Annotated in this window: 12 protein-coding genes; 9 read left to right on the top strand and 3 right to left on the bottom strand. The window is 34.3% G+C overall.

Translation table 11 applies throughout. The annotated features are described in order from the left end of the window. Window positions 1–389: 389 nt before the first annotated feature. The 6 genes from CHRY9293_RS13425 (at window position 390) to CHRY9293_RS13450 (ending at window position 6,854) form a co-directional block, all read left to right on the top strand. The gene (locus CHRY9293_RS13425; RefSeq protein ID WP_162033449.1) at window positions 390–2,279 is read left to right on the top strand and encodes a fibrobacter succinogenes major paralogous domain-containing protein; all 1,890 of its coding nucleotides are present in this window, start codon (window positions 390–392) and stop codon (window positions 2,277–2,279) included. A gap of 398 nt (window positions 2,280–2,677) precedes the next feature. Then, a complete protein-coding gene (locus CHRY9293_RS13430; protein ID WP_162033450.1) occupies window positions 2,678–3,811 on the top strand; it encodes a glycosyltransferase in 1,134 nt (377 codons plus the stop codon). Window positions 3,812–3,862: 51 nt separating this feature from the next. After that, complete coding sequence (locus CHRY9293_RS13435) at window positions 3,863–4,318, top strand: transposase (RefSeq protein ID WP_162033451.1); 456 nt, start codon at window positions 3,863–3,865, stop codon at window positions 4,316–4,318. Between the two features lie 99 nt (window positions 4,319–4,417). Continuing rightward, the gene (locus CHRY9293_RS13440) at window positions 4,418–4,744 is read left to right on the top strand and encodes a helix-turn-helix domain-containing protein (RefSeq protein WP_162033452.1); all 327 of its coding nucleotides are present in this window, start codon (window positions 4,418–4,420) and stop codon (window positions 4,742–4,744) included. 330 nt (window positions 4,745–5,074) lie between these two features. Beyond that, window positions 5,075–5,713 carry a response regulator transcription factor gene (locus CHRY9293_RS13445; protein ID WP_162033453.1) on the top strand — a complete coding sequence of 213 codons (639 nt, stop codon included), beginning with the start codon at window positions 5,075–5,077 and terminating at the stop codon, window positions 5,711–5,713. A 190-nt stretch (window positions 5,714–5,903) separates the two neighbouring features. Then, entirely contained in the window at window positions 5,904–6,854 is a 951-nt protein-coding gene (locus tag CHRY9293_RS13450; RefSeq protein WP_162033454.1) for a glycosyltransferase family 2 protein, read from the top strand. 193 nt (window positions 6,855–7,047) lie between these two features. Here the strand turns inward: CHRY9293_RS13450 and CHRY9293_RS13455 are convergent, their stop codons facing one another. The 3 genes from CHRY9293_RS13455 to CHRY9293_RS13465 form a co-directional block, all read right to left on the bottom strand. Continuing rightward, window positions 7,048–8,643 (bottom strand): thiol-activated cytolysin family protein, encoded by a 1,596-nt coding sequence (locus tag CHRY9293_RS13455; RefSeq protein WP_162033455.1) that lies wholly within the window; start codon window positions 8,641–8,643, stop codon window positions 7,048–7,050. A 272-nt stretch (window positions 8,644–8,915) separates the two neighbouring features. Then, a complete protein-coding gene (locus CHRY9293_RS13460) occupies window positions 8,916–9,887 on the bottom strand; it encodes a protein-glutamine glutaminase family protein (RefSeq protein ID WP_162033456.1) in 972 nt (323 codons plus the stop codon). Window positions 9,888–11,303: 1,416 nt separating this feature from the next. After that, on the bottom strand, window positions 11,304–12,572 hold the full coding sequence (locus CHRY9293_RS13465) for a phage integrase SAM-like domain-containing protein (RefSeq protein ID WP_162033457.1): 1,269 nt from the start codon (window positions 12,570–12,572) through the stop codon (window positions 11,304–11,306). Window positions 12,573–13,134: 562 nt separating this feature from the next. Here CHRY9293_RS13465 and CHRY9293_RS13470 point away from each other — a divergent pair. The 3 genes from CHRY9293_RS13470 to CHRY9293_RS13480 all read left to right on the top strand — a co-directional run bounded on the left by CHRY9293_RS13470 (window position 13,135) and on the right by CHRY9293_RS13480 (window position 16,720). Continuing rightward, window positions 13,135–13,752: a hypothetical protein gene (locus tag CHRY9293_RS13470; protein ID WP_162033458.1), complete on the top strand. Its 618-nt coding sequence runs from the start codon at window positions 13,135–13,137 to the stop codon at window positions 13,750–13,752. A 31-nt stretch (window positions 13,753–13,783) separates the two neighbouring features. After that, window positions 13,784–15,724, top strand: a complete 1,941-nt coding sequence (locus CHRY9293_RS13475) for an FISUMP domain-containing protein (RefSeq protein ID WP_162033459.1) — start codon at window positions 13,784–13,786, stop codon at window positions 15,722–15,724. 177 nt (window positions 15,725–15,901) lie between these two features. Further along, window positions 15,902–16,720: a T9SS type A sorting domain-containing protein gene (locus CHRY9293_RS13480; protein WP_162033460.1), complete on the top strand. Its 819-nt coding sequence runs from the start codon at window positions 15,902–15,904 to the stop codon at window positions 16,718–16,720. Window positions 16,721–16,729 lie beyond the last annotated feature (9 nt).

The raw sequence follows: 16,729 nt of genomic DNA on the forward strand, positions 1-16,729 counted from the left end.
AACAATGCATACTATATAAGAATAATAAGAAGTCTAAACTCTTTTAAACAAAGCACTCCTCAATACAAATTAGAATTAAAAAAATATTTAAAAATTATTGATTTGATAATCATTATGTTAAATAGGAGGTCTAATAAGGACTATTCTTACTCTAGAAAATGCAAATATAATTAAGAGATACACTATAGGCTTGGGAGGATGTTTATAGATATAATAAGAGAGAGGGGCTAATAATAGAATAAATAGGGATATGATAATCGGCTTATAAGATCTTTCTCTCACAATCAAGTTTTATAGGAGATAAGTGTCTGTTATTAAATAATGAAATAAAAGAATATTATGGAAATAACTTTATCAAAATAAACACGTGCAATAAATATTTTAAGACAATGAAAAAAACAAATTTATTACCTATGCTGCTCTTTGGAGCACTTGCTTACGGCCAGGTAGGAGTTAATACAGACACTCCTAAAGCTACCCTTGATGTGAAGGCAAAAAATATGGATGGAAGTACGGCGGAAGGGATTTTGGTTCCCCGTCTTACCGGAAACACTCTATTTTCAGCTATTGCTTCGAATACGTATGGAATGGACCAAAATGGAGCTATGGTGTATGTTACAGAAACTCCTGATCCCTCTAATCAGGTTAATCAAACTCTTCATGTAGATGCTGTTGGCTATTATTATTTTAATGCTGATCAAAATGAATGGGTAAAAATGGGTGGTGGAAATAATTTTTATAATGCTGATGGCAGCTTGCAGGGGCCACGCCAGGTTACTATGGATGGTAACAATTTAGGATTTACAGGGGGAAGAATGGGAGTAGGCACTTCTACACCTGATCCTTCTGCGATTCTTGATCTTACCAGCACTACAGATGGATTCTTACCTCCAAGGATGACTAAGGTCCAGATGGATGCTATATTTCATCCCGCTCATGGTCTTGTTATCTATTGTACCGATTGTTTTGGAAACAAGGGATGTATTATGGTGAATGATTCTACCAATCCCTTAGTTCCAGAATGGGGGTCCTTATGTTCTTCTAATACCCCTAATGGAGATGTTTTAGCGCTGGATTGTTCCTCAGCAACTACGTCAGGGACTTTATTTGCAGGCTCTATGGTCAGTGGAGTGAATACCACGATACCTTATTCCGGAGGAAATGGGGGAGCATATAATGCGGGTTCGTTTATTTCTACAGGAGTTACAGGCTTAAGTGCTACTATTGCTGGAGGGAGCTTAAACTCAGGGAATGGAAATCTTATATTTAATATAACCGGTACTCCTTCTGCAGCGGGAACTGCGAATTTTGCTATAACGATAGGAGGGAAATCCTGTACCTTTAGTGTTCCAGTTAATCCTTTTTTAGGAAGTATTACCGCCTTAAATTGTGGTTCTACTTCTTTTATTCCTCCTACAATAACCCAAGGGGAAACTTACAGTGGAACGATGAGTATTCCTTATACTGGCGGAAACGGTGAAGCCTATGGTCAGCAGCAATTTAGTTTTAACGGATTAACCTTTACCTTACCTGCAGGAGCTTTGGTAAATGGTAATGGTAACTTGGTATACACTGTGACAGGAACTGCTACAACTGCTGGAACCATGAGTCTTCCGATCAGTTTTGCAGGACAAAGCTGTAATGTTAGTAAGACAATTTCTCCTTCCGGAAGTGGAGGTTCAACGACAATGTGTATGGGAAATGGCACTAAATTATGGGCCTCTCATAATTTGGGAGCTGATACGAGTTTGGATCCTAATCCTTCGGTGGTTACCCAAGGGCTTCACGGAAATTATTATCAATGGGGAAGAGCTGATGTTGTCGCGGATGCTTATACTCCTGCTGGCAATATCCCAGGTTGGAATACCGTTAATGCTTCTAATGGGGCTTGGAATTCCGGTACTGAGTCTGTTCCTGTAAAGACAGGTATTGATCCATGTCCTTCTGGTTTCCGTGTTCCTACCAGGGCAGAATGGGTAGCCTTAATCAATAATAGCACAAGTAATACGATAGGAACGTTTAGTACTAGCCCTACTAACTTTGGAGCTGCTCGTCAGTTTAACTGTCCTTCTAACGGTAATAAATTGACTCTTCCGGCTTCGGGGACCCGCTTCGACCTTACGGGAGTTTTGAGCTCCCGCGGTTACAGCGGCTTCTATTGGAGCAATACAGAGGATGGCGACAACGCTTATGCCCTTTCCTTCACTAGCGGCGGCGTGGGCCCAGCGAACGGCTACCGCCGTACCCTCGGCGTCTCGGTTCGTTGTATAGCAGAATAATTCATTCTATTGATTGTATTTATTTGACCTATTTCTGCCTCAAAAAAAGGAAATTATACTTACTTCAACCGGCGGCAAGCCGCCGGTTTTATTTCAATAAAACATGACTATAAAAACAATTGTATCACAGGAAATATTTAATGCTCTTAAGTGTTATAAACACGGGATCTTTTGGAGAGGTTATAAGCAGCATTTCTAGCGGATGTGGTCCCTAAAAACGAGGGTGGAGACTTTACATCTTTTAAAAAAATCATCTTTATGCCGTTCTAGTTTACATACCGTTAAATTTTATAGAGTTGTTTACTCTCAGTCTTAAGATTTAGTCTTACTTCTTAGTTAGGTTTATGGATACTATCAATCTATTAATTCTATAAGAAGGGATATAAAGATATATAAGAATGAAAAAGAAGATATTATTTCGTATAGAAAATATGGAAATGGGAGAGACTTCTATAAGGCTTTGGCATCTTATCCATATATTATCTCAACGAGGAAATAAAGTGATCCTCTTAGTTGACATGAGGCAAGGAGAACTCTTAGAATCTCTTCCTAAAGAGGTGAAGATTGTATCTCTAGGGCAGGGAAAGGAGTATCTTAGTGAGTATGCATTTTTACGATATGTAGAGCTTATTGATAGGGCATTTATTCTCATGATGTATCGTTTGTTTCCCATTCTCTTATTTCAAAAAATAGGAGTAGTCCCCGATATTGAGATTTCAATGCAGAGCTCTTTATTGAGAAGGTTACTGAGAAGCCCCTTTACCACCTCCAAAAAAATTCATTGGTTTGATGTTGATTCTTTGCTTTATAAGAAAAGGGGTAGAGAAAAACTTTTATCTAGGTTACATCAGTGTGATATTACGGTCTTTCCTTCTGATGGTATGAAAAATAGCTTTGAAAGGGCTGTAAGGATAGAGGTATACAATAGTACATGTATCAATCCTATTTTAAATCTAGAAGCCATTAAAAAAAAATCACTTGAAGCCGTTGATTTTGAAGATGAAAAATTATGGTTTGATCCTACTTTTCTCTCTATAGGAGAATTGGCTCCCTACAGGGGATATGATCTTCTTTTGGAGACTCATGGGGAATTAATAAAGGAAGGAGTGAATCATCGAATTCTCATTCTGGGAGATGGCCCCCAATATGATTCTTTACAAAGAAGGATCAAGGAATTACAGGTAGAGAATACTTTTTTATTGTTGGGTATAAAAACAAACCCTTATGCGTATATGGCAAAATGCACCTATTATATTGAGCCATGGATGACTTATTTTTCTATTCATTCCCTAGAGGCGATGTATTTAGGAAAAGTAGTGATGAGTCCAGCTTATTTTGAGGGAGAAGATAGGGATTTTTATACGAAATCAGATCTGCTTTCCGGTTTTTCCAAGCGAGGCTTTAAAAAGGGAATAAAAAAGTTTTTGTATGATTCTGATTTTGTGAGCTCTATAGCACTCACTCAAAAAGGTAATAATTTCCATAGGGATAATCAACGTATCGTTGAGCAAATGGAAGAGCTTTTACATTAGATTTTGTGGATATTAAAAATTAAAATAACCTAATGTAACCAGGATAATATAATGATAGATAATAACTTTAATTTCAAAGAAATTCATTGTGGGAGTTTAATTAAGCAAGGAGTACTTGAAAAAAATATTGAATTGGGGAGTATTTGTGCCTTTTTTAAGTGTGAAAAAGAAGAAGTATACAGTATGTACGAGAAAGAGACATTGAATACGGAGATCATTTTACAATGGAGTAAACTTTTAGAATATAACTTTTTCAGGATTTATTCAGAACACCTTATTCTCTATTCTCCTCAGACGAGAGTAAATACAAAAAGCCAGGGAAAGGGAACTGCTAAAAAAAAGAATTGGGCCTATCGTAAGAATATTTACACCAAAGGAATGATTGATTTTATATTAGAAATATTAGATAAAGGGGAAAAAAATAATTTACAGATTACACAAGAGTATGGGATTCCTAAAAGTACCTTGAATAAATGGAGGGATAAATATCCCAATGGAAAGAAATGAACTTTAATTGGAGGACTTCCTCTTTGAATGAAATTATTTTCGTCATAGAGGAAGCTTTTAAGATGTTTCTTACCTAATCCCTTAAAAAAAGATAAAACAATGAAAAAGACATGCGTTAATTACAAACTGCTTTTTTTGGATATTTTAGATAAGAAATATCCTGAAAAAAAGGAGAGTTGTAGAAATATTCTAAAAAAGCAGGAGTTATCCATATTAGATATTATTGATCTTAATAGAATTATTTTTGGATGTATAGATCAGGAAAGATCCCGGTTTGACCAAAATCATCGTTCTTATAATGAATCCAGTGTGTTTCAAATCTTGGACTATCAAAAGAAGCATAAACTCAATAATAGTGAATTGGCACGCCATTTTAAACTTAGCAGACATACCGTAAGAAAATGGAAAAATAGATACCAAATATAAATATCCAAACACGTTTACTATTGAATGGGTCTCAACTTATTTAGAAAAAGAGTGTAGAGAGGTTCTATAATAATTAAGGTTAGGTAATCACTTTATCGATGTGATTATTTATAATAAAAAAGCAAGGGTTGATATTAGAGAAGAGGCCTTAATAAAAATATTTTTCCTCTTAGAGTATTTTTATATCGGAATTATTCTGTAAATCTAATGTATCTCTAATGTTCCTATTAGTTTTGTTTCATCATACATAGGCTTTAATTCCGGGAAAGCGTATTATCCTTTCCCGGTTTTACTGAGAAAATAATTCTACATATTTAATTAAAATTAGCTATGAATACAAGAATTCTTATTGCTGATGCGCAGCATGTGTCTATAGAAGGAATGTCTTTTATTTTAAAAACGATGAATCAAGATATTGTAATAGATAGAGTCTATAATAAGACACAGCTTATGGAAAAGACCATGGAAAAAAAGTATGATTTTCTTATTTTAGATATTGCTCTATTGGGGAATGTTTTTGATTCTACAGTAAAGAATATAAAGGAGATAACCCCCAAGCTTAAAGTAATCATCTTTACTGCCTTTCCAAAAGAAGATATACTTCTTTTGTACCTTTATCAGGGTGTCCAAGGGTTGGTTTACAAATCCTACGATGAGTCGGAACTTCGTACTGCCCTTTATTCTATTTTTAAACATGGATATTACTATCCCCAGGAATTACTTTATAATTTTATTCATACTGGTAAAATTCCATCCTATTCTAGCCGAGGATTAGATATTTTATCTGATAGAGAAAGGGAAGTCTATTTTTATTTAGTCAAGGGAACAGGGTTATTGGAGATTTCCAATGCTCTAGGGCTTCATCAATCCACAGTAAGTATATATAAAAAGAATATTTTCCAAAAGCTAAATTTTAACTCTTTAGTGGACCTTATCAATTACGACAAATATAGGGAAAATCTCTCTTAGTAGGTTAGGATTATAGCCTATAGGAGAGTTAGCTTTTTATTACTCCTCATACTTCTTTTTTTTAACCTCGTGTTTTACATATCTCAACTAAAGTAGAAGGAGTAATAAAAAGCTATTTTACTTTCCAAACTGCATTATAACTAAAACGAGAAACCATTAAATAATTCATAAGTCGTAAACCATTTTAAAAATGAAAGTATCTGTTATTATTCCTGTATATAATGCGGAAAAATATATATCCCGTGCCGTGGAATCTACTTTACAGTGTAATGAAGTATATGAAATTATTTTAATTGAAGATCAATCTCCGGATAATGCCTTAGAGATATGTGAGAGCTTGGCCGGGCAATATGAAAAGGTAAAGCTCTTTCGCCATGGGGATGGAAAAAACCATGGAGCAGGAGAGAGCCGGAATCTGGGAATAGAAAAGGCGACAGGTGATTTTCTGGCTTTTTTGGATGCCGATGATTATTATCTTCCCAATCGTTTTAAAGCTGAGAGGATTCTATTTCAAAACCCTGAAGTAGAGGGGGTGTATGGAGGGTTAGGAGTACACTATTATTCCGATACCGCCAAAGAACAATATTATAAAGTTTTTGGAGATCGTTTAACGACTGTTTACCAAAGACATCCTCCCACATCTGTTTTTCCCGGACAATTAGGAATGAAAGGAAGTTTTGGGTTATTTAGTATTGATACTTTAACACTTCGCCGAGAATCTCTACTCAATAAGATGGATGCTTTTTTTAAGAATTTAAGAATCCATGAAGATTCGGAGTTTTTTTTCCGCCTTTCCTATTATTTGAATCTTTATCCCGGATTTTTGGATTGCCCTGTAGCCATGAGAGGTGTCCATGACCATAATAGAATTACTGAAATAGAGACCAAAAAAATTAAACCCTGTACTACAAAAATTCTTTTATGGAAGGAAATTAGGACATGGTCAGAAGAAGAAGAGGGAATGTCGGAAGATATTAAATTACATATTAAAAGGATGCATCAAAGTTTTGAGATTGCTAATGCTCCCTTATTAAAAAAAAGCATTTTAATTATTAAATATTTAGTATGTGATTATTCTCTCATTCGCAATGGACTCTACAACATTAACTTTAGAAAAATAAGTACACAGAAGTTCCTGTAAAATATTAATTAATCCCACTCAGATTAATTAGTTTAGCAATCTCCCTATATGAGTTATAAGAACGCTAGATTTTTTGATTTGTTTTTATACCTATTGTTGAAGAAAGGCTCAGATTCTAAAAATCCAAGCCTAACTTTTAACTTATACACTTGGTGGAAGAATATCTTTATTTAAAGAATTGTAATAGTATATATTAGTACTGGTTTTGTCTAATTTCTATTATAAGTTCATTTTTTGTAAGATCCTTTTTCCCCACAAGTTGAGCCTTTACACCTCCATTAATACCATCTTTGTCTTCCGCAGATTTTGCAATAGTGGACTGGATATCTTTATAATTATCAAACAGTTTAGTTCGAACCCCATACCCAATCCTCTGACTTCTATACGCTATATACGGATATTTATTATGATAGGTATGATCTTTTTCCTCAAATATAATATCATCAGCAGCATCCCCACCATTAAGGTCCATTTCCTTTATGGGACTTCCTTTATAGGTAAACTGCATTAAATTACTATTGTAAGAAAGTTTAATTAACTCTCCACTGGCCAGATAGTAGGTACTGTGGTTGGGATTATCTTCTGTTCTGAAAATAATGGGAAGGACGGAATAGTCTACATTTTTTAAAACTAATGAATATTCATTATCATTACATTCTTTATATTTAACATCTGTGTCAATGGTATAGGTAATGGATTCGTGTGTTTGGGTATCATTTGCTTTATATTCAATTATGGCCGGCATATTATTTCTTGACACATCCGCTCCTTTTTCTAAAAAAGCGTGAATTTTTTCAGGATCACTAGCTACGTCTATTCCTAGTTTTGCATCTCCTCCAGATTGTTTTATCTTGATATTTGAATTTTTTAATGTGGAGGCATATGCCATTTTTTGTGATGCAGTAATATTTGATAAGGGAGTCTGATATGCAAATTTTAGAGCTTCTTCTACTTTTTTTCCCTCTTCATTTGATTCATAAAGCAAAGTATATACTCTTCCATAGCTTACTGCAGTAATATAGGCGGAATTTTGAATAGTTGAAGCTGAAACATCCTGAGTATACCATCCTTCCTCTCCTTGTAAATTTAAGGGAGACACCTGGGCGGTGAAAAACTCTTGTTTAAGTGTTACCGCATAATAAGTCTTATTAATATCAAAAGAGAGATTAAAAGCTGCTCCTGCTCCAATTCCGGTAGCTCCTGTATACCCTATATCTAGCCCCGCCTCTAAGGATCTCGTACTGGAAACCCTCTGTATTTCTACCGTATAATTAGCAGGAAATGAAGTTCCGGAAGCAAAATAATCTGCCAAAATATCTCCAATGGCTTCTTGAACAGTCGTAGATCTGGGATTATTGACAATTCTATAAGATTTTTGAGTGGTACTAGTGGGTACTAAAAGACCATTTAGTTTTACTTCAATCTTATTTCTCTTTTGTGAGGAAACAATGATGGGTTTTAAATCTCCCTCCATAATACTTTTTTTGTACACAATACTTCCAGGCCAAACCTCATTGGAGGGTTGAAGAGTCGAAAATGACTTAAAGAATTTTTTAAGAGACTCTCTTACTTCCTGGCAGCTATTGCTCCCCCTTTTGCTTCTTCTCCCAAAAGTATTTAAATAAATATTCTCTTTTGGTCCTCTTATCAATTCATTTTTTTCAAATTTAACAATATTGTTATGCTTTTGCCTGGAATTGCTGTTTTTTGTATTTTCTACAATATAATCATCATTGCAGCTGCATAACAAACTAGTAAAAGCTGCTACTAATAAACACTTTAGTTTCATTTAATGGTTTGATTTTTTAATATTTAATTGTATTAGTTTTTTGAATTTTTTTAATTTTTTAAAAATTCTAGAGTATAGACCTTAAGCCCGAATTTAATAGACCTGCATTCTTTAATTATTGCAAAGTTGAGTATAAGGGATATACTGATAAAATTTCATAAATTTATCTTTTCGGTAAAATGCTCGATAAGCTATTTTATATTCAACTGTGCCCTCATGAGTGAGAAATTCTTACTCCTTCGGATAATAGTCCCGAATACAATTTTTGAAACTTAGTCCTTTAGATTATAATACCTGTTTAACGTACTGGTTGTTTTTGTATAGCAGTTATCATATTCGGGACTAAAACTAACACTAGATATTCTGTTTCTAAAATTTAAAAGTTTGTAATTACGACTCTCTGTAGTAAAAGCATTGGATAATTTATAAGGTTTTGAAGTCCCTTTCAACCCCCTATTATCTAAACATTTACCTTCCCATTCTCCTATTGTCATAGGTTTATTTTGAAAAGCAGGATCAATTACGAGTTTCTTTCCATTTCTAAGCTTTACCGCTATAGTTACGTGCCACCCCCAATTAATTACTTTATTTTCTTCGGTTATAGCTCTTAAATTACCAAATAACCAAATTTTTTCACATTTATACCCCTTGTAAATTAGTATCTGCCGCATTCTATGCGCTCTTGCATAACATCCATCAACTCTATATTTAAAGTTGGGGAGCCCTGATGATAATAATTTTTGATTTTGAATAGACCAAAGTGGAATAGAGGGGTAGTTTGTTACAGAAGAAATAGAAAGAGCAGTCACTAGCTGATATAGTACACTTTCATTTTCCACATCTCTAAGATGGCTATATTCCACCTCTCTACAGATGGGTTCAAAGTAACGTTCTGCAGATAGTACTTCCTGTACATTAATAATAGAATTATTATTACTTGTAATCAGGAGCCTTTTTTCTCCTATCGCTTCACTTATTTTTTTTATGTACTCTTCATTTTGTTTATTATCTGGTATTATATAAAGAGAAGTATTAAGATCAAACAGGACATGATAGTTATTTCCTACTTTATTAATACTGATAGGAATCATATTATTCTTTTCTTTATTATGAGTTTCATAGCTTAAGGTCGGCTCTCTCTCCGTGTTGATATTATTCGTTTCATTCATATCCCTATCTTGGTTACAAGATATCAATGTCATCGTTATACCCCATATTAGGGTGGTAAAAAGTGTTTTTTTCATAGGTTGTATTTAAATTATTTACATTATTTTATTTTTTAATTAGACTAAATAAATTCAAAAAATTGAAAACAATTTCCCTCTCCACTATTCATTTTTTATTAATCGAAATATCAGAATTAACAATACTTAAATAACGCCTTTGACAAGGTATTGAAAGATTAGAGGAGATGGGTCTTTTATCTTTAGAAAACTTAATTTATCCTTAAAGTAGCTAGGTTTTGTTGTTTTAAATCAGTTAGGAGTGAGAGTAATTCTTATCTCTTTAATACAAAAAGAAACTAAAGTGAAATTTTTAATAATTTCCGTGGGACTTCTTTGAAAGAAAAAAACCATCTAGCCTTTAATATTATAATTACCAAGTCTATTTAGAACATGTCCTGTTCTCACGGAGTTTTGTATTTCCAAAAGAGTCATCAATATATCTTCAATGTTGATTTTTATAAAAAGGCAATAGATGCTAGATTATTTTCCAAAACCAAAATGAAACGTACGTAGCTCGACTGAACCTCGGGTTTATAACAAATAATTTACTCTCCCTCATTGTAATTTTTTTGCAAAAAAACGACAACTATTTGGACTGTCAAAAATTATCAATCAAAAAATACGAAAAAGTGATGAATGTCATAAAAAATAATAATATCCACTTACAATTCACTTAATAGTGTTAAATTCGCAATAAAATTTACAAAATTATTGTTTTTTCATTTTTTAGTCTTTGTAAAAGGGCTTTATTTCGACCCAACACCCATAATGGAGATTTCAATAATGGGGGATATTTTTATTTACATAAGATAGAGGGGAAGTATAATTTTAATCCATTAAATGATTAATAGGGATCGGCTCATTTCCTAAAATTAATAGGGTAGAGTCCCTTACCAATAAGAAGATAGTCTGATCTCCCATATTGAATAATCAACATCCCTTTTTTTAATAAGGGAGTATGGGTAATGTGGAAATTTGGATACATTCTTTAATAGGCCATTTAATATCTTCCGACATTCCCTCTTCTTCTTCTGGCCCATTTCTTATTTCTTTCCATAAGGAATGCTTTTTTGATAATAGCTTATGAACTTTTTAATGAATTACTATTTCCTCCACACTTTTTGATACACTCCAAAAACTCTGTTTTTGAATATATAGAAGCATTTTTACAACACTCAGAGAAGGCATTTGGCTTTAGGAAATTTAACCATAAAAGAGTGTCAAAATTTAATGTCTAATCAATCTAAACATGTAGCATAAAGAGTATATAAATGTTGTCTCCAAAGTAGTTGCCACTCCATCATTTCATCCTGCTTGTAAGAGGAAATAAAATACCGCACAATATAATATATACCGTGTATTTTTGCTTACAATTATTATTTGTGTTTCAGTAAAATAAAATGTTTCTTCCGTTGAGAAAATGTAATGATTCTCTTAGAATAAATTTAAATTGGAATGTTTATTTCTTATATTTCTTTCTGTATATACTTTATCAAAATAGATACTTAAGCTTAAAATTCTTTCTTTGTCTATAGTATTGATATACCGTAAGAACATTTGTTCGGAACTATGCCCCGTAGCTTGCATTAATAGAGGAGTAGGAATTTTACCATAAAAATTGGATGCAAAACTCCTTCTTCCAATATGGCTTGAAATCACCTTCCACTTCTCAGTGTTTATTTCCCGGCTTCTGTATCCCATACGCTTTCTAACCTTAAGAGGCTCATCGAGGCCAGCCATTCTGGCAATTTCTTTAATAGCATCATTATACTGCTGAATATCCATTACTTTGGGAAAACTATTACCATTTCGTTGGAGGGTATTAACTACCATAGGATGTAAAGGAAGAAGGATTTTTTTCTGTGTTTTTTGTTGGGTAAAGGAGATGCAGGGTTTTCCGCCAATCCTCGTTATTTTCTCTACGTTAAACTTCATAAAATCAGAAAATCGTTGTCCTGTATAGCAACTGATTAATAACCAGTCTCGAGCAGGTTGCAATGCTTCAGGAACCTGGGTGCTTTTAATTTGGATAATTTCTTCTTCTGAAAGAGTGATTACAGTTTTTTGTTGTTTTTCTCTTCTAATTTCCAATTCTCTAACCCGAGTTCTAATTCCTTTTTTTTCCGCAAAATTAAGAATGGTTTTTACAAAGTGAATACTTCTGTAAATCGTATTTTCACTATACTCTTCAGTTTGTCCGAATACAATAAAATCATTGATAAAATCACTATTAATATTCTCCACATTCAGTCTTTCCATAAGAAATCCTTCAAAACGCTTGATTAATCTATAGAATACTAAATAACGCTTGTAAGTAGATTGACATATCATTTCTTTTCTCGACTTGATATAATGCTTCATATAATAAAGCAGAGAGTTTTCATGATAGCTTTGTATCTTTTCAATACATATTTTATGGATTTCTGTAGAAAGTCCTCTTTGAGAAATTGTTTTTCTTTGCTGGAGTCTTTCTTTTATATATTCAGAAACCCTTACTTTAATATGATCGAGTATAGTATTGAGCTTTTTATACTTTTTAAGGTATATATTGACCGGACGCTGTTTGTTTTTATCCCATTGGTGGGGCTCTATCCGCAGAGAGGTTCTAAAAGAAAAAAAGTGGTCTTGTAGAGAAGCATCGGTAATGTTAAGATGAATATTTTTCAGGGTGCCTTTTTGGGGCAAAAAGAACTCAAAAGTCATTGTTGAATTTTTAAACGGATTAATTTTCAACAAATTTAACATAATAAATAGTTCTAACTAGACTACTTATTACAAGGCAAATATAGAATAAAATATTTAATCTGCAAATAATAACCTATTGATTTTTAAAATGCTATCAATAAAAGTAAGGAATGATGGATCGTATTTCTTTTAAATAAAGGAAAATATAAAGTTCTCCTATTTTTAAAAAATAGAAAAAAAAAGTTGATTTTCATTACGATATGCTACAAATTAGTCTAGTTAGGACTACAAGAGTAAATAACAAAAATATATAAATAATGATTAAAAATATACTATTTCTTATAGATGATAATTATAATGAGAACCACATCTTTTTTTAAAAACATCTAATGATAAGTAGGGATTGAATACAAAAACGCTTTGAAGATTCTTTTAACTTCTCGAGCTCTATGAACAATTATATTTTGATATTTTATTATTTCCCAATTAAATATCAGGTAGTAAATAAAGCTTATTATAAGAACAGAAAGCTAAAATTATTTTTCCATTTATTTAACAATTATAAATAACACTTAAAACAATGAAAAAAACATTTATTATTCTTACAACAATTGTAAGTATGTACACCTTTGGTCAAGTGGGGATTAATACCAATACTCCTCAGTCTACCTTGGATATTGTGGGTAATACTTCTTCTGTAACTTCCCCCGCTGGGCTTCTTATTCCCCGTTTTACCGTAGCAGAATTATCTGCTAGAGATAATGCTTATGGAGCTCCTCAAAATGGGGTACTCGTATTTGTTACTTCAGGTACAGGATCGTCAGGCAAAACTTCCGATATTACTGGAGCAGGGTTTTATTATTATGATAATATTTCTTCGAAATGGAAGGGAGTAGAAGGAAATTCGGGATCTTCTTCTTTTAATGTCACTACGGAACAAACTTCAGATTATACCCTATTAGCTACTGATAATTTTGTGAAACTTAAGCCTATAACTGCGGGACATACTTTAACCCTTCCTACTTCAGGAATTCCCGTGGGAAAAACAATTTATGTTTCCAATGTCGGAAGTGAGACAATGGGGCTTGCTCCTATTCCACGCCATCCCTCCTTTAAGTTAGATGCAGGCATCTCTGGGATTTTGGTATATCTAGGAGGAACGGGAAATGGTTCATGGGATTGGGTATCGGGATACTAAAATTTTAAATTAACAACACAATTATACTATAATGAGAAATAAATTTATTCATCTGGAAAAGCTATTTGCTCTATCCTTATTAATGGTAGGTACGTGTTTTTATGCTCAGATAAGAATCGCTAATAGTGCTACTAATCAGGCGGCATTAAGTAGCTCTGCTTTTATTGATGCTTCTTCTAATACTACCTTTAACTTATCTACTAACGTGGGAAAGGGATTATTATATCCTCGTATGGATTTAAGTACCTTTACTGCTTTTTCTGGAGCTCCTATAGGTATTCCTAATTCTTATCCCTATTATTATGATGGATTTATGGTATATAATACCGCAAGTAGTGGGGTAGCCGGTGTGGGTTCTACAGAAGGAACCTTATGTCAGGGGTTTTGGTATTACCAAAATTCCACGACTTCTATTAACGGTGGAACCTGGAGGCCTTTACGCCCTGATATATGTGCCATAGTAAATCCTGTAGTCACCACTCTTAACTGTAGTGGAGCCACCCACTTAGGGACTCTTACCCCAGGAACGGCTGCCTCGGGGGTTAGTACGCAGATTCCATATACCGGAGGAAATGGTTCGAGTTATCCTTCTGGAGCACCCATAGCTTCTACAGGAGTAACGGGTCTTACGGCTACCCTCCAAGCAGGTACACTTGCTAATGGAAATGGGGCTTTAACATATACTATTACCGGCACCCCTTCTGGGGCGGGAACCGCAAGTTTTTCTATATCATTTGGAGGGCATACCTGTAGCTTTGCTAGAGAAGTAAATACTTCATCTAGCCTTACTTTTGATTGTAATAATGCTGTATTTACTCCCAGTACAATCACTGCAGGAACTTCTTATTCCGGAACATTAAAAATTCCTTACACAGGAGGAGATGGAGTTACTTCTTATGATAATTATGAGATACCGGGAAGTACCCATGGTTTAACGATTAAACGTGTTGCCGGTACTCTGGCTTCTGGGAATGGGACTATGGAATATACGGTTACAGGTAACAGTCCTACATCAGGCAATTTATCTATAACCGTGGGATTTTCAGGATTTAATGCTACCTGTACAGTAACTAAAGAAATATTAGTTTCGCCGAATCCTGTTGTTACCAATCTCAATTGTGGTAGTAGTAGCTTTTCTCCAGCCACAATCACTCAGGGAGAAGCTTATACAGGTATTTTAACAATTCCTTATACAGGAGGAAATGGAGCTTCTTATCCCGTAGATGATAAGGCCGTGGATGGGCTAAATTTTCACCGAGCAGCCGGAATCTTATCTAATGGAAGTGGGAATTTAACCTATCTGGTTAGTGGAACTCCTGCTAACTCGGGAGCAATTACTATACCCATTAGTATAGGAAGCACCTCTTGTTCTGTTAATAAAACTGTTGCTTTTGGGAATTCTGTGGTAATGTGCGATGGAAAAAGATGGATGACTCATAATCTAGGAGGTAATACTAATTTAGATCCAGATGTACCTGTTGCTGGAATCCATGGGTCAAAATATCAATGGGGAAGATATACTCCTATTATGGACCAAAATACAGACCAAAACCCGGCTAATTCCTCCGGAGCGATTAGTGGATGGAATACCACTAGTGCCCCTAATGGAGCGTGGGGGGATAGTAAAACATCGAATGATCCATGTCCTTCTGGTTTTAAGGTTCCTACGGCTGGCCAATGGAATGTACTCGGCACTTGTGCTCATCACAGTGTAATGGGAAGTTTTTTTAATAGTCCTAATAATTATGGATCTGCTCTAGTTCTTACTAGTGGAAGTAATAAACTCACCCTTCCTGCTACCGGGTGGCGCATATCAAGTGGAGCATTGAATGACCGTGGAGGAAGTGGACACTATTGGACTTCTACCTTTTTAGCGACAGCCGCCTCGGAATTTGGTTTCTCAGGGGCTACTATAACTTCGAACGCGGGCCTTCCTATTGATGGTATGGCGGTTCGTTGTATAGCAGAATAGCCCACTAGGACACCATCTCTTATAAATAGTAATCCTCCCCCTGCTTAAATATGGGGAGGATATTATGAAAGTCAATTGATTGAATATAGGGAGGTGTGAGTAGAGATATAAAGGGGTAAGAAAACTTTTAATCTCCTCTTATTCCAAGATAAATATAAACTCTAAACACTAGATAAAATGACAAAAAAAATATTCTTTAAACAATTATTTCAAAGTACAAATAAATTGCTTCTTTGCATCATGATAGTCGGGGCAACTTTATTCTCTACGTATAGAGTAAAAGCACAGAGTTGTTCCCCTGTTCAAAATTTATTTTATAACGGAACAACCACCATAAATGGAATACACATAACTCGATCATCTGCAGGAGATGTTACTGATAGTCGGCTGGGCCCTAATAGAGGCGCATGGTCTTTAAAATTCACATTTGATAAGCCGGTGAATAATTTAATATTTATGTTTCCTATTAATCCAGGACTTGATTATTCTATCAACGCTCACTTCAACACCAATGGGGGGCCAGTGGCTATTAGTACCACTTATGATTCGAATAATAATTGGATAGTTAATGGTAATACAGTTACTAACCCTTATAATGTACAAGGGGGTACCGGTTATTTTAAAATTACGAGTCCTAATGATTTTACTACCATCACCATTAATGGTGATGCTTTTCCCTCTAATCCTCTGACCCATTATTCTAGTTTAACATTATGCTCTTCCAGTGAGGTTTTAGCCGTCCATGAGAGGAGTAATGAAATGGACGATAATGCAGTAACGATCTACCCCAATCCGGTAAAAAATATGATAAGTATTTCCTCTAAAGAAAATTTAAAATCCTATAAAATTATAGATGGGTCAGGAAAGCTCGTTTTATCCTCTTCTTTAAAAGGAAATAAACAGGAGGTTAATCTTTCTTCGGTTCAAACCGGAACCTACGTAATTTCAGTAGAAACGGATAAACAAAGGGTAGCGCTAAAGCTAATAAAGGAATAGACTTTATAA

The sequence above is a fragment of the Chryseobacterium potabilaquae genome (genome assembly GCF_902728265.1).
GTDB lineage: Bacteria > Bacteroidota > Bacteroidia > Flavobacteriales > Weeksellaceae > Chryseobacterium > Chryseobacterium potabilaquae.